Source organism: Micromonospora sp. NBRC 110038 (assembly GCF_020884815.1).
Taxonomy (GTDB): domain Bacteria; phylum Actinomycetota; class Actinomycetes; order Mycobacteriales; family Micromonosporaceae; genus Micromonospora; species Micromonospora haikouensis.
Genome location: NZ_BBOL01000006.1, coordinates 51,621 through 75,628 on the forward strand (window position 1 = coordinate 51,621; position 24,008 = coordinate 75,628).

Below are 24,008 nucleotides of genomic sequence, written 5' to 3' on the forward strand. Positions count from 1 at the left end.
CGATGCAGACACGCACTCTGGGCGACACGGGTCCCACGGTTTCCGCGGTGGGGCTGGGGGCGATGAGCATGTCGGGGACGTATGGTCCGGCCGATCGCGGGGAGAGCATCGCCACCGTGCGGGCCGCGCTGGACGCGGGGGTCACGCTGGTCGACACCGGTGACTTCTACGGCATGGGGCACAACGAGCTGCTGCTGTCGGAGGCGTTGCGGGGACGCGACCGGGACAGCTATCTGCTGAGCGTGAAGTTCGGGCAGCAGGTGGGGCCGGGCATGCGGTTCGCCGGTCAGGACTCCCGCCCGGCTTCGGTGCGGAACTTCCTGAGCTACTCGCTGACCCGGCTCGGCGTCGACCACGTGGACATCTACCGGCCGGCCCGGCTCGACCGGTCGGTGCCGATCGAGGACACGATCGGCGCGATCAAGGAGATGATCGACGCCGGTTACGTACGGTATGTGGGGCTCTCCGAGGTGGACGCGGAGACCGTCCGGCGGGCGCACGCCGTACACCCGGTTGCTGATCTTCAAATCGAGTACTCGCTGCTGTCGCGGGCGGTCGAGGCCGACGTGCTGCCCACGCTGCGGGAACTGGGCATCGGGCTGACCGCGTACGGGGTACTGGGCCGCGGCCTGCTCTCGGGGAACTGGGTGCCGGGGCGGGCGGACGACCCGCGTAACCACAGTCCCCGCTTCTCCACCGAGAACGCGTCACACAACCTCGCCCTGGTGGAGGCGTTGCGCCGGGTCGCCGACGCGAAGGGCTGCACGGTGGCGCAGCTGGCGATCGCGTGGGTGGCGGCGCAGGACCCGTCCATCGTACCGCTGGTCGGTGCGCGCACCCGGCAGCGGCTGGCCGAGGCGCTGCCGGCGCTGGCCGTGCAGCTGTCGGCCGATGACCTCGAAGAAATCGAGGCGGCCGTGCCGAAGGGCGCCGCGCGCGGTGACCGTTACCCGGCGGCGTTCATGTCGAGCCTCGGCGTCGGCAACTAGCGCCTCGTCACGGCTTCGCCGGGGCGGTGGTGAGTGTCCCCACCTCGGGGCTCGGAGCGGTTTTCTCGTCGCGTCGTGGTGATCGTGGCGGGTATCGTGGCCGGGCCGGTCGCGGGACTTCGGTGCGACTTCCGGAACCCGCCTCTGAAGCGATGCTTCGCAGTTCGTGCCCCCAATCCCCGGCCGGCCCCATCAGTACGGTGTGGAAAGGCGGGCCGCGGTCATGTCACGGGCGGATCGGGTCGCGTGCGAGGACGTGGTGATGTTCGTCAACGCCGCGATCGCCTCGACGGGCCAGCGTGAGTTCCGTTCCGGAGCCGCCACGCAGCGCCTGTCGTTGGCGTTCCTCCACGAGTACGTGCTGGGCAACTACCGTGACCTGTACGCCGCGACCCTGGCCCTGGACGTCAACCACTTCAACACCGGCATGGTCGTGACGAACCTGCTACGCACCGCCCGGGAGGCGAGCGACCAGCAGCGCGCGACGGAAGGGCGGCTGATCGCCGCACGGTTGCGGACGTTGCCGCCGCAGCGGGTGTACGGCGTGTTCCGCGAACTGCGCCGGCTGGGGATCAACAACCGGCGTACCCGCGCCATCGTGCGCGACTGGGTGGCCGCCCGGCCCGACCCGGCCTTCGACGCGGTCAAGTACCGCCGATCGTTGTCGGTCGCCGCCCGCCACGCCCACCTCCCACTTCCCGGCGAGGTCGGTACGGTGTTGTTCGACTGGCGCCGTCCGAAGCGCTACGAGACCCCGATCCTGGACGCGTGGCGACGCGCCCACTACGACCAGCGCGCCCTGTACGAGCTGCCGTACACCGTCGCCGAGGGACTGGCCGCCCAGCACGGCATCGACCGGACCCGGTTCCTGTCCGGCATCGCGCCCAAGCTCACCGACGGCGAACGGTTGCGGTTGCAGGGGGCCGCCGCACGGCACAAGGTCGCGGCGGTCGCCCTGGACCTGGCCACCGCGCCCCTGACGCGTCTCGCGATCTACGCGCTGTCACTGCCTCGCCCGGAACGCGCCCGGCGACGGGACGAGCTCACCGGAGCGCTGCGGGCCGCCGCGCGCCGCGCCGCCCGCCGGCAGGCGGGCACCTGGGGCCGGGTGGTGGCCGTCCTCGACGACAGCTACTCCGCTGCCGGCTCCGGCGTGAAGCGCGGCCGGCCGCTGGCCGTCGCCCTGGCCACGCACTATCTGCTGGAGGCCCTCGCCGCCGACTACGCCGGGCTGTGGCTGCACCACCGCGGCGAACCGTTGCTGGTACACCCCGTCGGCGCCACCGGGCTGGGCCTGCGCCTCGTCGACGCCCTCGAGCGTCGCCCCGACCGGCTCGTCATCGTCTCCGACGGCTGGGACAACGACCCACCCGGGCAGGCCGCCGAGGTGCTGCGGGTCTGGCGTACCCGCCTCGATCCCCACCAGGCCACGAGCGTCGTGCACCTCAACCCGGTCTACGACGCCGACACCTTCGACGTGCGTCGTCTCGCCGCCGGCGTGGCCACGGTAGGTGTCCGCGACGCCGAGGATGCCGCCGCGCTCGTCGAGCTGGCCCGCTTCGCCACCGGCAGTGCCGGCTTCGACGAGCTACGCCGCCACCTCGCCGACCGGGTCGAACGGTTCCTCAACGCCGAGCAGGCAGCGTCGTGACGGCCGTAGCCGGCGGAATCGACCTGACCGGGCTGGCCGCCGGCCCCTCCCAGACGTGGGGTGCGGTCCGCCTCGTCCCGCTACTGCGGCCGGTCCCCATCACCGACCTGCGTCTGCACGCCCGCCTCTACGACCCCGACGAACTGTCGATGGTCCGCACCGGGCCACGCACCGGGTACCTCTCCTACCTCCCGCACGCGTTCGTCGCCACCTGGACCACCGACGCCACCCCGGCCGCCGCGTACGGCACCCAGCTGCGTGACCCCGCCGACACCGGTGCTCCCACCGGCATCCGGCTGGCGTCGCGCCGCCGCATGGCTCGCCGTGAGGACAGGCAACGGCTGCGGTTCCTGCCGCTGCACCTGGCCATGGAGGGGTACCTCACGCTGCAGTTCGGCGGCCCGCCCGTCGCCTGGCAGGAATGGACCCGCGACGCCGTCACCCGAGGGCTGTCCCCCCGCGTGGAGGCCAGCTACACCGGCGCCACCATCACCGGCCTCGACGAGGCACTTCGCGTCTTCGAGATCCACCCCGACCAGTGCGGCATGCTGCTCTATGTCGCCGACGCGCTCGCCGCCGCGTTCGTCGTCCCGCACCCGGACGACTACCGCGCCCTGCACCCCACACTGTTGCAGGACTTCTACGGCGAACTGCTGTTCCACTACACCCAGCTGTATCCAGCCGTACCGGAATTCACCTTCCGTCTCGACGACACCCGCATCGCCAGCATCGCCGACCTGCGCGCGCAACTGGCCCGGGTGAACGCCGACTGGGCGGCGTCGCACGTCCTCATGGCCGACGGGCTGCTCACCGCCGAGCGACTCACCAGCACCCCGGTTCAGCGCATGGGCCGCTTCACCCTGTCCCGGTTCCTGCCCGCCTTCGACCCCGACGCCGAGAACCACATCGGCGAGACCATCACCGACGAGGCCGGCGCGTTGGCGTACCTCAAGACGTTTCGGCTGTCAGCCGCGCAGACCCGCCGCGGACACCTGCTGTCTCAACTCGCCGCCACCGACTGGGACCTCGACGCCACCGCCGCCGCGCTCCGCACCGACCGGGACGGGCTGATCCGACGACTCGACCGCGCCGGATTCGGCCGCCTGCTCCGCCGCGACATCATCGATTCCAGTCGTCGGCGTGAAGTCCCGGTGCGCGGCACCGGCAGGGGCGCGGCCTGACGGTCTCGCGCCGCCGTCAGGCTTCCGGTGCCCCTCGCTGCTCGCGCGGGGACCGCAGGGACGGCAGCGCCCAGAGGAACGCGAGCAGGCCACCGGCCGTCGCGAGGACGACCGCCGGCCGCAGCCCGACCGACTGCCCCACCAGCCCGCCGAGCACCGCGCCGACCGGGCGTACCCCGAAGCTGATCGTCTGGTAGGCCCCCCGGACCTGGGTGCGCAGCGGCACCGGCACGGTGGCGACGAAGGTGGCGGCGACGCTGATGTCCTGCACCGAGCGGCCCACCCCGGACAGGAACGAGGCGACGAGCACGACGGTCACGACCACCGCCGTCGGACCGGCCGCGACCGCGATGGCCGTCAGCGGCGCGGCGGAGAGCAGACTGCCGGCCACCAGACTCCGGGGCATCCCGAGGCGCCGGGCGACCGCCGGGAGCGCCAGGGATCCCGCCAGGGCCCCGGCGGCCTCGGCACCGAGCACGAGCCCGGTCACGGCTGCGGACAGGTGCAGCGTCCGGGTGAGGAACAGGACGAGGAGAGCGTGGAACATCAGGTTGAAGAAGTTGGCGGTGGTGGTGACGCCGAGCGCGCCACGTAGGGCTGGGCTGGCCGTGATGAAGCGCAGCCCCGTGGTGGAGGCCGGTGCGGTCCGTGGTGGCGGCGTCCGTGCCGCAGGGCGGTCGATCCTGGTCAGCAGGGCGGCCGACCAGAGGTAGGACAGCGCGTCGACGGCCACCGCGACGGGGGCGGAGAGGACCGGGACCAGGAGACCGCCCGCACCGGATCCCGCCACGGACGCCACCGTGCGGGCGCTGTAGACCAGCGACTGGCCGGCGACGAGGCGGTCGTGGTCGAGGAGGGTGGGGAAGAGAGCGGCATCGGCCACGACGAACACCACGGACGCGCTCGCGACGACCGCGGTGAGCGCGTACAGGGCGGGCAGGTTCAACCAGCCCAGCCACCAGGCCGCCGGCAGCGACGCGGTCGCCGCGAAGCGGACGAGGTCGGCGCCGATCATGGGGGTCAGCGGGTGCCGGAAGCGGGCCACCCACCCTCCCGCCGGAATGGCGAACAGGACGCTCGGGATCCACGCCAGCGCCGTCAGCCAGCCCATCTGGGCCGGGCCCGCGCCGAGCAGCACTGCGGCGGCGATGGGCACCGCCACCGACAGCACCCCGTCCCCGGCGGTCGAGACGCTCACGGCGCCCCAGTAACGCCGGAACGACGGCACCCGCAGCGGCGCCACGTGCGCCGGGAGGTCGGTCCGCGTCCACCGGCGTCCCCTTCCCGGGGCACCCGGGGGCCCTGCGCGTGCCCGGTCCGTGGCGGGCCGCTCCTGCGGCCGGCGCGGGAGGCGGCCCGCCACGGGACCGCGGGTCACTCGCTCCAGTCGGCGATCTTCATCGGACACCTCCTCTCGCCTCCAGGGGCTCGCCGGCACCGGCCCCGACCCGGTGCCGCACGGCATGCGGCGGCCTGGGCAAGCTTTCAGCCCGGCTTGCGCGCGACGACGAAACTCTTGCGGTGCAGCTCCTCGTCGGCGTTGTCGGTCAGCTCACCGAGGTGCAGCCCGTGGGTGGCCAGGTGCGTCAGGCCCACCTCGGCCAGCAGCCGCTCGACCACGTCCGGCGCGAAGTACGAGAACTCGTGCCGCTGGTGGAACCGCCGCCAGGTGATCCCGTCGTCGGTCGTGAACCGGTCGATCAGGTAGTCCGAGCCGTGCGGGTCGCGCCGCGACGACGCCCCGCGTACGACGGTGAACTCGTCCTCGCTGTCCTCCACGACCACGCGCGACGGGTGCCGCCGATGGAATCCGGCGGTGCCGAGGTCGAAGACGAACAGGGCGCCCGGCGCCAGCAGGGCGGACACCCCGCGCAGCGCGGCCGACAGCTCCTGCTCGTCGCGCAGGTAGATGAACGGCTCGCCCAGCGTCACCGCGACGTCGAACACCCCGAGGTCGGGCAGCTCCCGCAGGTCCGCGACGACGAGGCGGACCTGCTCGGCGCCCGGCTTCGCCCCTGCCTGCCGGAGCATCTCCGGCGAGACGTCGACCGCGGTGACCTGGTATCCCGCCTGCGCGAAGCGGATGGCGGCCTGGCCGGTGCCGGCGCCCAGGTCGAGCAGGCGTCGTCCGGCTGCGCCGTGGCGCCCGATCAGGTCCAGGTAGAGCGCGACCCAGCGGTCGTAGTCGTTGCGTCGGGTGACGTGGTCGTACGTGCTCGCGATCGAGTCGTAGATCGTCTGCACCGAGCGACCCGTCGAGCGTAGCTCTGTCACCGTGGGCCCCCTGTCGTCCGATGCCCTCGAAGCACTGGTGAAAGGCTAGGTGTGCCTTGTGGACAACGAGTGGACGACGGATCGGGGCAGGTCAGGAGAAGGGCGGGACGGTGCGGTGGCAGCCGCGCTGGCCGTGCCCGTCAGCGGCTGGTCGCCGGGGCGGGCTCGGGCTCGAGGGTGACCTGGCTGCGGTGCGCGACCGGGACGATCAACGCCGACGCGGCGAGCGCGGCGAGGGCGATGCCCAGCCACCCCCAGAACCCGAACGTGATGACCAGGCCGGAGAGCACCGCCGGGCCGACGATGTTCTGCGTGATGACGTGCAGGTCGAACGCGCCCAGGTATTCGCCCTGGGCGTGCTCGGGGGCGAGCCCGAAGGCGAGTCCCCAGCCGGAGGCGGCCTGCATCACCTCGGCCACCGAGAGGATCAGCACGCCGGCGACGATCGCCACGCAGGCGAGCGCCACGTTGTCCTCAAGCGCGGTCAGGGCGATGACCAGGCATCCGCCGGCGAGCCAGTAGCCGGAGCGTCGGGCGAGCCGGCCGGCTCCCGCCACGGTGTCCGCGCCGCGGCTGGCCCGGACCTGGAACAGGATGACGAACACGGTGTTGAAGATCAGCAGCAGTGGCACCAGGAAGTGCGGCAGCGTGGTGCGGTTGAGTGCCCAGAGCGGCATGGTGACCAGGATGACGCTGACGTGCGAGGCCAGGATCGTGGAGACGCCGATGACCGCGAGGAAGCGCGGATCGCGTACGGCGGCGAAGCGCTTGAAGCCCACCGGCACCGGCCGTGACGGCGCGTCGGGCAGGCGGGTGACCAGCAGCGCGGCGCCGACCATCAGCGCGGCGGTGGTGAGCGGGATGAGCACCAGCAGCCGCTGGCTGAGGGCGGCGACGGCGGCCACCCCGATGCCGATGCTGAAGCCGATGTTGAACACCGAGCGCATCATCGCCTTGAGCTTGACCCGTTCGTCGGCGGGCACGAGGTTGCCGACCAGGGCCCCGTTCGTCGGTCCGGTGCCGTACTCGATGAACCCGACGGCGACCACCAGGGCGTAGAACTGCGCCGCGCTGCCCACCAGGGTGTAGAGGCCGAAGCCGACCGCCAGGGTGGTGAACAGGACGATCAGCAGCCGCCGCGCGCCCACCCGGTCGGCGATCACCCCGAAGAGCACCGACGACACGAAGGCGGAGAGGCCGGCCGCGGAGAGGCCCAGGCCGACCTGCTTGGCGTCGAGCCCGACGCGGAGCGTGAAGTAGACGACGCTGCCGCTGAGGAAGACGCCCTTGCCGATCGACTCGGCCAGCCGGATCGCGATCAGTTTCCTGCGCAGCGGATCGGTCGGCACCAAACGGAACGAATAATCAATCAATCGCGAAAAGGGCATGTTCCCACATCCTGGTGTAATGGCGCGGTCGTCATCAATAATCGTGATCGGGGTGGCGGATGGACAGGGCCTGCGGGCGGCGGCGGGCGGGACGACTTCCCGGCCGTCCGGGAAGTTTTCCGCTGGACAACCCGGGGCCGCTGCGCTAGGCGTAGGCGCAGATCGGGGCGGATCCCGCCGGCCGGACGACCGTAGGCGCAGGTCGTGACCTTGGAATCCACCATCGGCGCTGAAATGTTTCTGACTGACAGTAGCTGCGATCCATCTTCGTTTACGTAATTGACCTCGGAAAATAGGTCGGATGATTGACAGGGGGGCCCGCCGATCGTGTATATGTGTTGTTCTAGTAGATGTAGGTAGCTGTTCACGCCGATGAGGCGATCCGTTCCCGCGACGCCCTCCCGCCGGGAGGCGTCGCGGGCTGCTTGGGGACGGGGTGAGGTGTGGCAATGGTCGGCGTTGGCTCGTCCACGGACCTGGCTCATACGATGAGTCGGGATCCGGAGGAGGTCGCGGACGGGGCACAACCCCGGGTCGTGACGGTGGTGCTGGCCGACGCTCAGCCGGTGGTGCGCAGGGGGCTCATCGCCCTGCTGTCCACCTCGACTGAGATCGACGTGGTGGCCGAGGCGGGATCGGCGCAGGCGGCGCTGCGGAGCGCGGCGTCGGTCCGCCCCGACGTGCTCGTGCTCGACATCGCGATGCCGGACTTCCAGGCCGGCACTCTTCAGGAGATCACCCGGGTCTCGCCGTCGACCGCGGTGCTGGTCTTCACCGCCGTCGAGGACGAGGCCGTCGTGGTCACCACCATGCGTGCCGGCGCCCGGGGGTACGTGCTCAAGAGCTGCCCCGGCGACGGCATCGTGCGGACGGTCCGGGGCCTGGCCACCGGCGAGGTGATCCTCGGTCCCCGGGTGGCCGACCTGCTCATCGGGCAGCTCGGCCGGGAGCCGCGCAACCAGCAGATGTTCCCGGAGCTGACGGAGCGCGAGCGGCAGGTGCTGGAGCTGATCGCGGCGGGCATGCGCAACGCCGCGATCGCCGCCCGGCTCAACCTGTCCCCGAAGACGATCAGCAACCACATCTCGACGATCTTCAACAAACTGAACGTGTCGGACCGGTACGAGGCGATCGAGGTGGCCCGCGAGGCCCGGTTCGCCCGCCCGCGGCCGTACCGGCCGGGGCTCGACCTGGTGGCCGGCGGCGGGAGTCCCCGCCTGCACGGCGCTGGCGCGATGCCGTTGCGCCGTGCGGGCGGCCCGGCGGCACTGGCCAGCCTGCGCTCGGTGGAGGGATGAACCGTATGACCCTGGACCTGGAGGCCATCGCCAACCGGCTGGAGCCGCGCTTCGGCAAGGCCGCCCACCGCTGGGCCGGCACCTTGCCGCAGCGGCTGACCGATCTCGTCGCCGAGTGGGGGCTCACCCTCGGTGAGCAGCTCAAGTCCGGCAACTCCTCGGTGGTGTTCCGCTGCACCGGCCCGCAGGGCGAGGCGGTGCTGAAGCTGTCACCGGACAGCTACGCGGTGCGCGAGGAGGTCGACATGCTGCGTCAGTTCGGGCCCAGCGGGCGGGTGCCGGTGGTGCTGGCGGCGGCCCGGGGCGCGGTGCTGCTGGAGTCGATCCGGCCGGGCACGCTGGTGGAGAAGATGGCGCAGCCGCCCACCCCCGCCGACTACGCCGGCTTCCTCACCGACCTGCACGCCGCCGGTGACCCGGCCGCCGCGCCCCGACAGCTCACCGACTGGATCGACGTGCTGTTCAACTCGGCGGTCCGGCGGGGCGCCGACCTCGCCGGGTCGAAGCGGCTGCGCGACGACCTCTTCGCGGTGCCCACCGAGACCGTGCTGCTCCACGGCGACCTGCACCTGGGCAACGTGCTCAGCGGCGGCGCCCGGGGGTTGGTGGCGATCGACCCGATGGCCTGCGCCGGCGACCCTTGCTTCGACGCCGTCGACTACGTGCTCGAGGGGCTGGATCGCGTGGAGATGGTACGCCGCCGCGACGAGCTGGCCGCCGCCGCCGGGATCGACGTCGACCGGCTCGACATGTGGTGCCGGGTCACCGCGCCGATCGGCGCCACGTACGTCAGCAACCCGGCGCACTCCGCCGAGCTGGCCGCCTTCGGGCGCGGCGAGTACTGACCCCCGGTCGGGTCCCAGGTCGGGGTGGCACCGCGCGCGGTGCCACCCCGACCTCGCGTAACCCTGGCTCCGCGGCGGTGGCCGGGACGGTGACCGTGGGCCCGCCGGCGGGCCGGGTCCGGCGGATCTGTCCGCCAGCCGACCGGGAGGTTTTCCCTGCCGGGGCGGGAAAGCCCGCTCTGTCGGGCGGGGTGCCCGGGCGGCCACGATCGGTGCATGGTTCGTACCGGTCGTGCTTCGTTCGCTCAGGAACGGCTCTACTTCCTCAACCAGCTGCAACCCGGCAACCCGGCCTACGTGGTGGCCTTCGGGGTGCACCTGCACGGCACGCTTCACCCCGAGGCGCTGCGCGCGGCCCTGCTGCGCGTCACCGCTCGGCACGAGGCGCTGCGTACCACGTTCGCGCTGGTGGACGGGGTGCTCGTCCAGCTGGTGGCGGACTCCCCGCAGGCGGAGATCGAGATCGAGGCCGGGGAGTGGGCCGACCGGGACACCCAGGAGGGGTTCCTGCGGACCCTGGTCGCCGAGCAGGCGCGTCGGGCGTTCGCGCTCGACGAGGGCCCGGTGCTGCGCGCGTACCTGCGTTCCTGGGGGCCCGACGAGCACACCCTGGCGGTGCTGGTCCACCACATCGCCTGCGACGGCTGGTCGGTCGGCCTGCTGCTGCGCGACCTCGCCGCCGAGTACAACGCCGCGCTGGCCGGGGCCGACGGCGCCGGCCACGCCGAACCCGCCGAGTCCTATCTGGCGTACGCGCAGCGGCAGCGCGCCGACTGGGAGCGGGACGGCTCCGGGCTGGACTTCTGGCGCACCACGCTGCGGGACGTCCCGCAGCTCGCGCTGCTCACCGACTTCCCCCGGCCGAGCGTGCTCGGCAACCGGGGCGCGGTGCTGCGCCGGCCGGTCGACGCCGGGCTGGTCGACCGGCTGACCGCGTGGGCACGGGAGCACGGCGCGACGCTGTTCGCGGTGACCCTGGCCGCCTACGCCGCGGTGCTGTCCCGCTACGCCCGCCAGGACGAGGTGGTGATCGGGGTCCCGGTGGCCAACCGGATGGACGAGGCCGAGGAGCGCCTGGTCGGCTGCCTGGTCAACACCCTGCCGATCCGGCTCGACCTGGCCGACCGGCCCCGCTTCGCCGAGCTGGTCGACCGGGCCCGCCGGGCCAGCATGGCCGCCTTCGCCAACCAGGACGTGCCGTTCGAGGAGATCGTGCGGGCCACCGTGGGGGAGCGGCAGCTCAGCCACGCGCCGCTGTTCCAGACCTCGCTGACCGTGCAGAACTTCCCGTTCGCCTTTCCCGAGTTCGACGGGGTGAAGCTGACCGAGGTGGACGTCGAGGTCGACGTCACGAAGTTCGACGTGGGGCTCACCCTCGACGTCTCCACCGACGCCCCGTTCCTGCGCGCCGAGTACAGCACCGAGCTGTTCACCGAGGAGACCGTCGCCACGCTGCTGCGGCACTACCTGACCTTCCTGCGCGCGATCGTGGACGAGCCGGACGCCGAGCCGTCCATGGTGGACGCGGCCGAGCACCGGCTGCTCGTCGAGGAGGTGAACCCGCCGCTGACCGCCGAGCCGATCGGCTACCCGTCGGTGCTGCGCCGCTTCGACGAGCACGTGGCGCGTACCCCGGACGCGGTGGCGGTGCGGCACCGCGACGCGACGGTGACCTACGCCGAGCTGGACCGCTGGGCCGGACGGATCGCCGCCGGCCTCGCGGACCTGGGGATCGGCCACGGCGACCGGGTCGGGCTGCTGCTCGGCCGCTCACCCGCGGTGATCGCGGCCATCGTCGGCGTGTGGCGGCTCGGCGCCGTCTACGTGCCGCTGGACCCGGAGTATCCCCGGCAGCGCCTCGACCTGATCACCGCCAGCGCCGGGCTGCGGATCATGCTGGCGGAGCCCGGCACCGCCGGGACCGCCGGGGCGCTCACCGCCGACCGGGGCATCCGGCTGGCCGACCCGCACACCCTCGACGGGGCCGCCGAGGTGCCACGGGCCTACCCCGCCGGGGACGACCCGGCCTACGTCATCTACACCTCCGGCTCGACCGGGGTGCCCAAGGGCGTGCTGGTCGGGCACGGCGGCCTGGACGCCCTGAACACCCCCACCCCCGGTGGTCTCGACGTCTCCGCCGACGACGTGTGGCTGGCGGCCAGCTCCTTCTCGTTCGACGCCTCGGTGTGGGAGATGTGGGGGGCGCTGACCACCGGCGGCCGGCTGGTCGTCGCCGACCAGGCGGACCTGGTCGACCGGGAGCGGCTCGCCGCCCTGGTGCACCGGGAGGCGGTCACGGCGGTGTTCCAGACCCCGGGCGCCCTCTACCGGCTGCTGCCGCCCTACCTGCGGCAGCTCGGCGGCGGGTGGTCCCGGCTGCGCTACGTCGTCCTCGGTGGCGAGGCGTTGAGCTGGGCCCGGCTCACCCAGCTGGTCGGCGGGGCGCCCCAGCTGGACACGGTCTTCGTGAACATGTACGGCATCACCGAGGGCACCATCCACTGCACGATCTTCGCCGCGCCCACCGCCGAGCTGGCCCGGGTCCGGGAGGGCACCATCGGCGTGCCGCTGCCCTCGGCCCGGTGCTACGTCCTCGACGAACGGCTGCGCCCGACCGGGGTGGACGTGCCCGGCGAGCTGTACTGCGGCGGGGTGCTCGTCGCGCACGGCTACGTGAACAACCCCGAGCTGACCGCCGCCCGCTTCCTGCCCGACCCGTACGGGCGGGGAGCCATGTACAAGACCGGCGACGTGGTCAAGTGGGGCACCGACGGCAACATGATCTACCTCGGCCGCAACGACACCCAGGTGCAGCTGCGCGGCTACCGGGTGGAGCTGGCCGAGGTCGAGAGCGCGTTCCTGAGCCACCCGGCGGTGCGCTCGTGCGCGGTGGCGGCCGAGGACGACCAACTGGTCGCCTTCGTCGTCGGCGGGACCGGCCCGGACACCGAACGCGAGCTGCGCGGCCACGTCCGGCAGACGCTGCCCGCCTACATGGTGCCGGCCCGGATCCTCACCGTCGAGGCGATCCCGCTCACCGCCCACGGCAAGGTGGACACCGCCCGCCTGCTGGCCGAGACCCGCGCGGCCCGGACGGCCGCCGCGCCGGCCCCGGCCGCCGACCGCGCCGCCGGCACGGACCTCCAGGAGCGGGTACGGGCCTGCTGGAGCGAGGTGCTCGGCCGCTCCGACGTGGGGCTGCACGACAACTTCTTCGACCTGGGTGGGCACAGCTTCGCGCTGATCGCGTTGCAGCAGCGGCTCGCCGACGAGGGGCTGGAGGTCTCCGTGACGGACCTGTTCCGGGCCGGCACGGTCGCCGGCTGCGCGGCGCGGCTGCGCGAGGCCGCCCCGGTGCTGGCCGACGCGCGGGTCGCCCAGCGCCACCAGGGGCGGGCCCTGCTCGCCGGTCGGCGGCGCGGTGCCGGAGGCGGCCGTGGTTGAGCCCGACGACGACGCCGCGGTGGCCGTGGTCGGCCTGGCCGTGCGCGTCCCCGGCGCGGACCGGGACCTGGACCGGTTCTGGCACCACGTGGTGCACGGCATCGACGCGGTCAGCTTCTTCACCCCGGAGCAGCTCCTCGGCTGGGGCGTGCCGAAGGACCTCGTCGAGCATCCCGACTTCGTGCCGGCCCGGGCGGTGCTGGAGAGCGCGGACCGCTTCGACCACCGGCTGTTCAGCTACTCGCCGTCGGACAGCGCGCTGATGGACCCCCAGCAGCGGGTCCTGCTGGAGTGCGCGTGGGCCGCGCTGGAGCACGCCGGCCAGCCACCGGTCGCCGCCGACGGCAACCGGATCGGGGTGTACGTGGGCACCGGGCTCAACGTCTACCTGCTCGACAACGTCTGGCCCAACCAGCGCGCCGTCGAGGCGGCCGGCGGCCTCGGGCTGATCATCGGCAGCGACAAGGACTTCGCGGCCACCCGGATCGCGTACAAGCTGAACCTGCAGGGCCCGGCGGTCACGGTGCAGGCCGCCTGCTCGACCTCGCTGGTCGCGGTGCACCAGGCGGTGCAGGCGCTGCTGACGTACGACGCCGACGTGGCGCTGGCCGGGGCGGCGACGGTGGCGCCGCCGACGCGGCGCGGGCACCGGTACGAGCCCGGCGGCATCTTCTCCGCCGACGGCCGGTGCCGGGCCTTCGACGCCGCCGCCGACGGGACCGTGCCCGGCGACGGGGCGGGCGTGGTGGTGCTCAAGCGCCTCGCCGACGCCCGCCGGGACGGCGACACCGTGCACGCGGTCATCCGGGGGTCGGCGATCAACAACGACGGCCTGCGCAAGGCCGGCTTCACCGCGCCCGGCCCCACCGGCCAGGCCGCGGTGATCTCGGCGGCGCTGGAGGTGGCCGGCGTCGACCCGGACACCGTCGGGCTGATCGAGACGCACGGCACCGGCACCGCGCTGGGCGACCCGATCGAGGTGGCCGCCCTGCGGCAGGTCTTCGACAGCGACCGGCCCGACCGCGCCCCCTGCGCGCTCGGCGCGGTCAAGTCGGTCGTCGGGCACCTGGACACCGCAGCCGGCGTGATCGGGCTGGTCAAGGCGGTGCTGGCACTGAAACACCGGACCGTCCCGCCGATCGCCCACCTGAGCACCCCCAACCCCCGGGTCGAGCTGACCGGCTCCGTCTTCGACCTGCCGGTGGCGGCGCGGCCCTGGACCCCGATCGACGGGGTGCTGCGGGCCGGGGTCAGCGCCTTCGGCATCGGCGGCACCAACGCCCACGTCGTCCTCGAAGCCGCCCCGGACCCCGCGCCCCGCCGCCGTCGGCACGTCACCGAGCTGGTCCTCGTCTCCGCGAAGACGGCCACCGCGGCCCAGGACAGCGTCGACCGCGCGGTGGACTTCGTGGCCCGGACCGCCCCCGGCGACCTGGCCGACATCGCGTACACGCTGCGCACCGGCCGCACCGAGCTGCCCTGGCGGGCGGCGTTCCTCACCGGCCAGCACGCTCCGGCGGCCGGGACCGGCGTGCCGGGGCCGGCGGTGCGGCAGGTCGACGCGAAGGCGCGGGCGCGGGGCGTGGGCCTGTACCTCACCGCGGCCGGCGAGCTGACCGGCAACCGGCCGAACTACGACGCCGACCCGGTCTACCGGGCCACCGCCGACGAGGGGGCGGCGCTGCTGCGCGGGCAGCCCCTCGACGAGCCGGCCCGGGAGCGGGTCAACCGGCTGGTCGCCTGCGTCGGCCTGGCCCGGTCGCTACACGGTCGGGGGATCGCGCCCCGCGAACTGGCCGGCACCGGCCTCGGCCTGCTGGCCGGCGCGGTGGTGGCCGGGGTGCTCACCCTGCCGGAGGCGGTGGCGCTGCTGCGCGGCGACCGCGACCCGGCCCGGCCCCGCCCCGCCGAGCTGCCGCTGCGGGCCGCCGGCGGGGAACCGCTCACCGACGCCGAGTGCGCCGATCCGACCCGCTGGCGGGCTGCGGCGCTCGCCCCGGCCGCGCCGCAGCCGCTCCCACCCGACGCGGACCGGCTGCTCTGGATCGAGGTCGGCACGAGCGTCACCCCCCGGTTCGGGCCGGACCCGTCGGCGCTGCCCACCGACCGGCACGCCCGGCTGCTGGCGACCGTCGGCGCGCTGTGGCAGCTCGGCCTGGCCGGCCCCTGGGATCCCGCGTACGACACGGGGCGGCGGCGGGTGCCCGCCCCCACCTACCCCTTCGCCGCCACCCGGCACTACCTGGACGCCCCCGCTACCCACCTGGACACAGAGAGGCACCACTGATGCGCGACGTAGACGACCGGACCTGGGTGGCCGAGTTCGAGGAGCTGTGGAAGGAGGTGCTCGGCGTCGACACGGTCGACGACGACGACGACTTCTTCGACCTCGGCGGCCACTCGCTGAGCGCGCTTCGGCTCAGCACCCTGATCCGCCAGGAGCTCAACCTCGCGGTGATGTTCGGTCACGTGCTGGAGAATCCCCGCTTCGCCGACCTGCGTACGGTGGCGGGCCAGGTGTCGGCGGACCGGCCGGCGGCGGAGGCGGTGTGATGGACCGCCCCGACCTGGCCGCCTGGACGCCGCTGGCGGCCCAGGTGCTCGGCGTCGCGCCCGAGCACCTGCGTCAGGCGGCGGCCACCGAGTCCTTCGTCGGCCTGGGCGGCACCTCGTTGCAGGCCATCGCGCTGGTCGCGCTCGGCCAGCGGGAGCTGCGGGCGCACGTGGAGGCGGGCCGGCTGCTGTCCGCGCTGCCGCTGGCGCAGGTGCTCGCCGACGCGGTCGAGTACGTCGACACCGCCCCGCCGGTGCTCGCGCGGCGGCCCGCCGAACGGGACCTGCTGCCCGGCCAGCGGTCCATGCTCGCCGCGCACCTGCTCGACCGGGACGCGCCCTACCACCTGATGTTCACCCTGGAGGCGGACGGTCCGCTGGACCCGGCCCGCGTCCGCCGGGTGCTGGGGGAGCTGGCCGCCCGGCACGAGGCGCTGCGCACCCGCTTCGTCCACGAGCCCCGGCAGGCCCGGATCGTGCTGCCCGCGCCGTACCAGCCGCGGCTGCTGCACCAGGCGCTGCCCGGCGACGACGCGGTCCGCACCGTGCACGACCTGTACGGCACCGCGGCGGGGCGGCTGCTGCGCCCCTTCGACGAGCCACCGGTCGTGTTCGTGCTGACCCGGGCGGGGGACCGGGACCTGCTGACCCTGCTGGTGCACCACGTGGTCAGCGACGGCTGGAGCATCGGGCTGCTCTGGCGCGAGTTCACCGCGCGTTACGCCGCCGACGCGGCGGGCACCGCACCACCCGGCGACGACGCGCCCGCGGCCGCGCCCGCGCCCTCCCCGGACTGGATCGGCAGCCGGCTGGCCGCGCGGGAGGCGGCCGGGGAGGTGGACGCCGCGCTGGCCCGGATCCGGGCCCGGCTGACGGGCGCGCCGGCCACGGTGGCCCTCGCCACCGACCTGCCCCCGCTGGCCGAGGCCGACGGGCGGGGCGCGCGCCTGCACTTCCACCTCGACCCGGCGACGGCCGGCGCGGTGACCGACCTGGCCCGCCGGTGCGGGGTGACCGTGACGTCGGTGGTCATGGCGGGCTGGGCGCTGGCCGCGTCCCGCCACGCCGGGCTGGACGACCTGGTCCTCGGGGTCCCCGCGGCGGGCCGCTTCGAGGCGGGCATGGCGGACATCGTGGGCCTGTGCACCCGGGTCGTCCCGGTGCGCTGCGCGAGCCGCGACGCGCTGACCGTACGCGAGCACGTCCGGGGCCTGGCCGGGGCGCTGGGCGAGGCGGCCGCCGACGCCGACGTGCCGTTCGAGCGGGTCGTCGCGGCGCTCGACGTCCCCACCGACCCGGCGCGCAACCCGCTGGCGCAGCTCGGCTTCGCCGCCCACCACGAGCTGGTCCCCGACGAGCTGACCGGGGGCGGCCGGCGCTGGCGGCTGCACGAGGGGCACTGCCACGGGGCGGTCTTCGACGCCCTGCTCTACCTGCAGTCCTGGTCGGCGCGCCCGCGGCTGGCCCTGGAGTACGCGACGTCGGCGCTCACCGCCGCCGAGGCCGGCGAGCTGGTCGAGTCGTTCCGGGCGGCGCTGGCCGCGCTCGCCGCCGACCCCGACGCGCCCCTGGGCGAGGTCGGCACCCTCTCGCCGGCCCAGCGGGACCGGCTGCGCACCCTGGGCGGCGGTGGCCCCCACCACACCACCGACGACGTGTGGCACCGGTTCGCCCGCCACGCCCGCGACGCGGGCGAGAAGATCGCGCTGGTCGACCCGCAGGCCGGGCTCACCCTCACCTACCGCGAACTGCACGACCGGGCCGTCGCCCAGGCGGGCCTGCTGCACGCCCGCGGGGTACGGGCCGGCGACGGGGTGCTGCTGGAGCTGCCGCGCTCGGCGGCGGAGGCGGTGGCGGTGCTGGGCGTGCTGCGCCTCGGCGCGTACTACGTGGCGGTCGACCGCGACGCCACCGACGAGTGGCGGGCACACCTGGTCGAGGCGGTCGCACCCCGCGCCCGGCTCGGCGTGGACGCACCCGGACCGCACCGCTCCGGCGTGGCCGACTGCCCGCTGGTCGACCTCCACGACCCGGCCCCGGTCGTCGACGCCGGCCCCGAGACGGCACCGGCCGGGCCGGACCGGACCGCGTACACCTCGTTCACCTCCGGCTCGACCGGCGTGCCGAAGGGCGTCGTCGTCCCGCACCGGGCGGTGCTGCGCCTCGCCGACGACCCGGGGCTCTTCGTCGACCGGCCGGGCATGCGGATGCTGCGCCTGTCCCCGCTGGCGTTCGACGCGTCCACCCTGGAGCTGCTGGTGCCGCTGGCCAACGGGGACACCGTGGTGGTCTTCCCCGCCGGGGAGCCGACGCCCAGCGCGTTGACCGGGTTCCTGCGCGCCGAGGCCGTCAGCCACGCCTGGCTCACCTCGGGCGTCTTCCACCTGGTCGCCGACCACCGGCCGGATGCCTTCGCCGGGCTGCGGCAGCTCTTCACCGGCGGCGGCGTGGTCTCCCCGGCGCACGTGCGCCGGGCGCTGGCCGCCTGCCCGGGGCTGCGGCTCACCAACGGCTACGGTCCGACCGAGAACACCACGTTCACCACCACGTACTCGGTCGACCACGCCGAGGCCACCCCGGACCCGCTGCCGATCGGCGGGCCGGTACGCGGCACCGACCTGCACGTCGTGGGTCCGGGCGGACGCCTCGTTCCGCCCGGGGCGGTCGGCGAGCTGTGGGCGGCGGGGACCGGGCTCGCCGACGGCTACCTCGACGACCCGGCCCGTACGGACGCCTCGTTCGTCCGCTCCGCGGAGCTGGGGACGCGCCTGTACCGCACCGGTGACCTGGTGCGCTGGGGCGCGGACGGGCAGCTGCGGTTCCTCGGCCGCAACGACCGCCAGGTGAAGATCGCCGGCCACCGGGTCGAGCTGGTCGACATCGAGCGCCGGCTGCGCGCCCGCCCCGGCGTACGCGACGCGGTGGTCTTCACCGTCGGCGACCCGGCGACCGGGGTGCGCCTGTGCGCCGCCCTGAAGCCCGACGCGGACGGCGTCGACGTGGCCGAGGTGCGCCGGGCGGTGGAGCCGGAGCTGGCCCCGTACGCCCGCCCGCAGCAGTGGCACACCGTGGCCGAGTTTCCGCTGGACCGCAACGGCAAGGTCGACCTGCGGGCGCTGGCCGCCCTGGTCGCCACCGCGCCCCCCACCGCGGCCGCCGCGGCGAACTCCCCGGCCTCCTCCTCGGCGTCGTCCCCGGCCTCGGCTTCGGCGTCGCTGACCGAGTTCGAGGAGCTGGTCGCGGGGGCGTGGGTGGAGGCCCTGGGCACCGACGACTTCGACCTGGACGAGGCCTTCTTCGACGTCGGCGGGGAGTCCCTGCGGCTGGCCGTGGTCCGCCGGCTGCTCCAGGAGCGGCTGTCCGGCCGGACCATCCCGCTGACCGACCTCTACCGCTTTCCGACCGTCCAGACGCTGGCCCGGCATCTGCACGCACAGACCGAAGGAGCAGGCGCACCCTCATGAACGGCGACATCGCGATCGTAGGCATGGCGGGCCGGTTCCCCGGCGCCGCCGACGTCTGGCAGTACTGGTCCAACCTGGCCGCCGGACGGATCACCATCAGCTCGCTGACCCGCAGCGAACTGCTGGCCGCCGGGGTGCCCGCCGACCGGCTGGACGACCCCGCGTACGTGCCGGCGCGCGGGATGCTGGCCGACCCGGAGCTCTTCGACGCCGCCTTCTTCGGCATCACCCCCCGGGAGGCGGAGACCACCGACCCGCAGCACCGCCTGCTGATGCAGACCGCCTGGGCCGCGCTGGAGTCGGCCGGGCTCACCACCGACGCGCCCTTCGGCCGGGTCGGCGTCTTCGCCGGCGCGGGCTTCAACTACTACGCGCTGAACCACGTCTTCGCGCGGCCCGGCCTGGTCGACGCGCAGGGGCTGCTGTCGGTGGTGCTCGGCAACGAGAAGGACCACCTGGCCGCGAAGATCGCCTACCGGCTGGGCCTGGGCGGGCCCGCCGTCACCGTGCAGACCGCCTGCTCGACCTCGCTCGTGGCGGTGCACCTGGCCGCGCAGAGCCTGCGCGCCGGTGACTCGGACGTCGCGCTGGCCGGCGGGGCCTGCGTGGCCGTGCCGCAGCACTCCGGCTACCTGTACGAGACCAAGGGCATCATGTCGGCCGACGGCACCTGTCGCCCGTTCGACGCCACCGCGGAGGGGACCGTGCCCGGCAACGGCGTCGCCCTGGTGGTGCTCAAGCGCGCCGAGGACGCTCGCCGCGACGGCGACACCGTCTACGCGGTGATCAGGGGCTCGGCGGTGAACAACGACGGCAACCTGAAGGTCGGCTACACCGCCCCCGGGGTCGCCGGCCAGATCGACGTGCTGACCCGCGCGTACGCCGCCGCCGGGGTGGACCCCGCCACCGTCGGCTACCTGGAGGCGCACGGCACCGCCACCGAGGTCGGCGACGCCATCGAGCTGTCCGCGCTGACCGAGGTCTTCACCCGGGGCACCCGGCCCTGCTCGCTCGGCTCGGTCAAGGCCAACGTCGGCCACCTCGACGCGGCGGCCGGCGTCGCCGGGCTCGTCAAGGCCGCGCTGGCGCTGCACTTCCGCCAGATCCCGCCGCTGGCCGGCCTGAAGCAGGCCCGGCCCGAGCTGCTCGACGGCTCCACCCCGTTCACGGTGGACACCGTGGCCCGGCCCTGGGAGACCGACGGCACGCCGCGCCGGGCCGGGGTCAGCGCGTTCGGCCTCGGCGGCACCAACGTCCACGTGGTGCTGGAGGAGGGGGACGGGCCGGACGTGCCGGAACCGACCGTCCCGCCCGGGGAGCGCACCGAGCTGGTGGTGCTCTCCGGGCGTACCCCGGAGGCGGTCCGGGCCGCCGCCGAGCAGCTCGGCGAGCACCTGCGGCAGCGCCCCGACCTGCCGCTGGCCGACGTCGCCCGCACCCTGCAGTCGTACCGCCGGCACTTCCCGCACCGGCTCGCGGTGGCCGCCCGGGACCTCGCCGAGACGGCGACCCGGCTGCGCCGCGCCCCGGCCCGGGCGGCGGCCCGCCGGCCCAGCGTGGTCCTGCTCTTTCCCGGCCAGGGCACCGAGTTCCCCGCCATGTCCCGGGGCCTCTACGACCGTTACCCCTCGTTCCGGGCCGACCTCGACCAGGGGGCGCGGCTGCTCACCCCGATCCTCGGGCTGGACCCGCGCGACGTGCTGGTCGACGACGACCCGCACGACGTGGTGCACCGCACCGACGTGACCCAGCCCGTGCTGGCGCTGCACGAGCTGGCCCTCGGCCGGCTGCTGCTCTCCTGGGGGGTACGCCCGGCCGCGCTGGTCGGCCACTCCGTCGGCGAGTTCGCCGCCGCCGCGCTGGCCGGGGAGCTGGCCGGCGACGACATGCTGCGCCTGGTGGCGATCCGGGGCCGGCTCATGCACGACGCACCCGAGGGCGGCATGCTGGCCGTCCTCGCCTCCCCGCCCGTTCTCACCCCCCACCTGGCCGGCCTGGACGAGCTCGACGTGGCCGCACGCAACGCCCCCGACCTGACCGTGGTGGCCGGGCCGGTGGCGCAGCTCGACGCGCTGCGGGAGCGGCTGACCGGGGCGGGCGTGCACTGGCGGGCGCTGCCCGCCCGGCGGGCCTTCCACAGCCGGATGATGGCCGACGCGGCCCGGCGGTTCGGCGTCGAGGCCGACCGGGTGGGCCGGCGTCCCCGCACCGTTGCGGTGATCAACACAGTGGACGGCGCGCTGCTCGGCAAGGGGCTGTCCCGCCCGGCGGGCTACTGGGCGACCCAGCTGCGCAGCCCGGTCGGCTACCACGACGCGCTGCTGACCGCGCTCGGCCTGCCCGACCCGGTCCTGGTCGAGGTGGGGCCGGGAAGCGCGCTGACCGGCGCCGCCCGGCAGACCCCGCAGGGCCGGCCGGTGCCCGGTTACGCCCTGCAGCCACGGCCGACGGCCCGCCCGGACGCCGGTGACGTGCTGGCCGGCATCGGCGCGCTCTGGACGGCCGGGGTGGGCGTGGACTGGCCGGCGCTGCGCGGCGACACCGGCAGCCGGCGGGTCGCGCTGCCCGGCTACCCGTTCGCCCCCACCCGGCACTGGCTCGACGCCGCACCGCCGGTCCCGGACGACCCGGCACCGGTCCCGGACCTCCCGGCGTCGCCGGCCGGCGGCGAGGACGGCCTCGTGGGGGAGATCGTGGCGCTCTGGACCGACCTGCTCGGCGTCCCGGAGATCGGCCCGGACACGAACTTCTTCGCGGTCGGCGGCGACTCGCTGCTGCTCATCCGCATGATCAGCCAGGTGCGGCGCCGCTACGGGGTGCGGGTGCCGATCGACACCCTCACCGCGGACGCCACGCCGCGCGTGCTCGCCGGGCTGGTGACCGCGTGACCGGCCGTCACGACGACCTGGACCTCGCCGCCGCGGTGGCGGCCGTGCTCTGCCACCGGCTCGGCGGCGCGACCGAGGTCGCGGTGCACGGCCCGCGCGGCGAGCTGCGGCTGCGCGTGGGCCCCGAGCACACCCTCGACCAGGTACGCACGCAGGCGCGCAGCCTGTCCCCGGCGGCGGCGGAGCCGGACGTGCTGCTGCCCGCACCGGCCACCACCGCCGGCGGCGTCGCGGCCACCCTGGGCGCCCTGCCGGTGCGCTTCCTGCGCCACCACGGCGACGCCCGGTGGCTGCCGGAGCGCCTGCGCACCCTGCACGCCTGGCTCACCGCCCACCCGGACCGGCCGGTACGGGAGGCGACGCTGGTCGGCCCCGAGGAACGCCGGACCCTGCTCGGCTTCAACCCCGCGCCGACGCCCGCCCCGCGCACCCCGGTGCACGAGCTGATCTGCCGGCAGGCGGCACGCACCCCGGACGCCGTCGCGCTGCGCGGCGACGGCCGCCACCTCAGCTACCGCGAGTTCCTGGACGAGGCGGCAGCGCTGGCCGGGCGGCTGCGCGCGGACGGGGTGGGGCCGGGGTCGGTGGTCGGGCTCTGCGCCGAGCGCAGCCCCGAGCTGGTGGTCGCGGTGCTCGGCGTGCTGCTGGCCGGTGCGGCGTACCTGCCGCTCGACCCGGCGCACCCGCGGCCCCGGCTGGACCTCATGCTCGGCACCGCCGGGGCGGCGCTGGTGCTGGCCGACCCGGCGGGGCAGGCCGCGCTCGGTGCCGCGCCGACCGTGCCCGTCCGCCCGCTGGACGGCGGTGACCGGCCTGCCCCGCCGGTCGACTGGCGCGGCTACCGGGCGCCGGAGGAGGTGGTCCACGGCCTCTCGTACGTGATCTTTACCTCCGGGTCGACGGGCGCGCCCAAGGGCGTGCAGATGACGCACCTGTCGCTGGCCAACCGCCTGGTCTGGATGCAGGACACCTATCGGATCGGCCCGGGCGACGTGGTGTTGCAGAAGACGCCGTACACCTTCGACGTCTCGGTGTGGGAGCTGCTCTGGCCCTTCCTCACCGGCGCCACCCTGGTGACGGCGCAGCCGCAGGCGCACCGCGACCCGCAGGAGATGGTCGAGGTGATCGCCCGGGAGTCGGTGACCACCGTCCACTTCGTGCCCTCCATGCTGGCCCTCTTCGTCGAGGAGGCGGGACTGGACCGCTGCGCCGACCTGCGCCGGGTGATCTGTAGCGGGGAGGCGCTGCCGCCGAAGCTGGTCAACAAGCTCACCGCCGTGCTACCCGGGGTGCGGGTGCACAACCTGTACGGCCCCACCGAGGCGGCCATCGACGTCACCGCCTGGCAGTGCCGCCGGCCCGAACCGGCGGACACCGTGCCGATCGGCCGGCCGATCAGCAACGTCGTCGCGTACGTGCTCGACGACCGGAGCGATCTCGCCCCGCTGGGCCAGGTGGGGGAGCTGGTGGTCGGCGGGGACTGCCTCGCGCGCGGCTACGCCGGCCGGCCCGACCTGACCGCCGAGCGGTTCGTCGAGGTGACGGTCGCCGGCCGGCCGCAGTGGGTGTACCGGACCGGGGACCTGGTCTGGTGGTCGCCGGAGGGCCACCTCAACTACGTCGGCCGGGTCGACACCCAGGTCAAGATCCGCGGGCAGCGGGTGGAGCTGGGGGAGATCGAGTCGACCCTCAACCGGCACCCGCTCGTGGCCAACAGCGTCGTGCTGCTCCGCGAGGACCTGGGCGCCGCGCCGACCCTGGTGGCGTACCTGGTCGCCGAGCGCGACGCCGACCCGGCCCGGCTGACCGAGCCGGCGCTGCGCGCCTTCCTCGCCGAGGCGTTACCTGACCACATGGTGCCGGTACGCTACGTCCTCCTGCCCGAGCTGCCCGCCACGGCCAACGGCAAGGTCGACCGGCGGGCGCTGCCCCCTCCGCCGGCCCGGGTCCGCCGCCGCTCCGGCGTCCGGGCGGGCCGCCTCGATCACGTCGCCTCGCCGTCCGGCGCCTGATCCGTCGTGGTTCCGGCCCGT

The 24,008-nt window shown here is 74.6% G+C and carries 14 protein-coding genes; 11 read left to right on the forward strand and 3 right to left on the reverse strand.

Annotation, left to right across the window (positions count from 1 at the left end):
* Positions 1 to 2 precede the first annotated feature (2 nt).
* From LPU61_RS21470 to LPU61_RS21480, 3 genes are all read left to right on the forward strand, one after another.
* On the forward strand, positions 3 to 989 hold the full coding sequence (locus LPU61_RS21470) for an aldo/keto reductase (RefSeq protein WP_229405881.1): 987 nt from the start codon (positions 3 to 5) through the stop codon (positions 987 to 989).
* Between the two features lie 223 nt (positions 990 to 1,212).
* On the forward strand, positions 1,213 to 2,640 hold the full coding sequence (locus LPU61_RS21475) for a hypothetical protein (protein WP_043968256.1): 1,428 nt from the start codon (positions 1,213 to 1,215) through the stop codon (positions 2,638 to 2,640).
* Positions 2,637 to 3,821, forward strand: coding sequence for a hypothetical protein (locus LPU61_RS21480; protein ID WP_229405882.1), 1,185 nt, complete (start codon positions 2,637 to 2,639; stop codon positions 3,819 to 3,821). The genes LPU61_RS21475 and LPU61_RS21480 overlap by 4 nt, the downstream gene beginning before the upstream one ends.
* Before the next feature lie 16 nt (positions 3,822 to 3,837).
* On the opposite strand, the gene LPU61_RS21485 is transcribed toward LPU61_RS21480, so the two are convergent.
* The 3 genes from LPU61_RS21485 to LPU61_RS21495 form a co-directional block, all read right to left on the reverse strand.
* A complete protein-coding gene (locus tag LPU61_RS21485) occupies positions 3,838 to 5,286 on the reverse strand; it encodes an MFS transporter (RefSeq protein WP_255700181.1) in 1,449 nt (482 codons plus the stop codon).
* A gap of 20 nt (positions 5,287 to 5,306) precedes the next feature.
* Positions 5,307 to 6,095 carry a class I SAM-dependent methyltransferase gene (locus LPU61_RS21490; RefSeq protein ID WP_229405884.1) on the reverse strand — a complete coding sequence of 263 codons (789 nt, stop codon included), beginning with the start codon at positions 6,093 to 6,095 and terminating at the stop codon, positions 5,307 to 5,309.
* A gap of 140 nt (positions 6,096 to 6,235) precedes the next feature.
* Positions 6,236 to 7,444: an MFS transporter gene (locus tag LPU61_RS21495; RefSeq protein WP_043968262.1), complete on the reverse strand. Its 1,209-nt coding sequence runs from the start codon at positions 7,442 to 7,444 to the stop codon at positions 6,236 to 6,238.
* Positions 7,445 to 7,971: 527 nt separating this feature from the next.
* Between LPU61_RS21495 and LPU61_RS21500 the strand changes: the two genes are divergently transcribed.
* The 8 genes from LPU61_RS21500 (at position 7,972) to LPU61_RS21535 (ending at position 23,987) form a co-directional block, all read left to right on the forward strand.
* Positions 7,972 to 8,781: a response regulator transcription factor gene (locus LPU61_RS21500; protein ID WP_229405885.1), complete on the forward strand. Its 810-nt coding sequence runs from the start codon at positions 7,972 to 7,974 to the stop codon at positions 8,779 to 8,781.
* Positions 8,782 to 8,786: 5 nt separating this feature from the next.
* Complete coding sequence (locus LPU61_RS21505; RefSeq protein ID WP_052503952.1) at positions 8,787 to 9,626, forward strand: aminoglycoside phosphotransferase family protein; 840 nt, start codon at positions 8,787 to 8,789, stop codon at positions 9,624 to 9,626.
* A 216-nt stretch (positions 9,627 to 9,842) separates the two neighbouring features.
* Positions 9,843 to 13,070 carry a non-ribosomal peptide synthetase gene (locus tag LPU61_RS21510; RefSeq protein ID WP_043968263.1) on the forward strand — a complete coding sequence of 1,076 codons (3,228 nt, stop codon included), beginning with the start codon at positions 9,843 to 9,845 and terminating at the stop codon, positions 13,068 to 13,070.
* The gene (locus tag LPU61_RS21515) at positions 13,063 to 15,357 is read left to right on the forward strand and encodes a polyketide synthase (protein ID WP_229405886.1); all 2,295 of its coding nucleotides are present in this window, start codon (positions 13,063 to 13,065) and stop codon (positions 15,355 to 15,357) included. The genes LPU61_RS21510 and LPU61_RS21515 overlap by 8 nt, the downstream gene beginning before the upstream one ends.
* A complete protein-coding gene (locus LPU61_RS21520) occupies positions 15,357 to 15,623 on the forward strand; it encodes a phosphopantetheine-binding protein (protein WP_229405887.1) in 267 nt (88 codons plus the stop codon). The genes LPU61_RS21515 and LPU61_RS21520 overlap by 1 nt, the downstream gene beginning before the upstream one ends.
* The gene (locus LPU61_RS21525; protein WP_229405889.1) at positions 15,623 to 19,087 is read left to right on the forward strand and encodes a non-ribosomal peptide synthetase; all 3,465 of its coding nucleotides are present in this window, start codon (positions 15,623 to 15,625) and stop codon (positions 19,085 to 19,087) included. Before LPU61_RS21520 ends, LPU61_RS21525 begins: the two co-directional genes overlap by 1 nt.
* Positions 19,084 to 21,975 carry a type I polyketide synthase gene (locus tag LPU61_RS21530; RefSeq protein WP_229405891.1) on the forward strand — a complete coding sequence of 964 codons (2,892 nt, stop codon included), beginning with the start codon at positions 19,084 to 19,086 and terminating at the stop codon, positions 21,973 to 21,975. Before LPU61_RS21525 ends, LPU61_RS21530 begins: the two co-directional genes overlap by 4 nt.
* Complete coding sequence (locus LPU61_RS21535; RefSeq protein WP_229405893.1) at positions 21,972 to 23,987, forward strand: amino acid adenylation domain-containing protein; 2,016 nt, start codon at positions 21,972 to 21,974, stop codon at positions 23,985 to 23,987. The genes LPU61_RS21530 and LPU61_RS21535 overlap by 4 nt, the downstream gene beginning before the upstream one ends.
* The last annotated feature ends 21 nt before the right edge of the window (positions 23,988 to 24,008 follow it).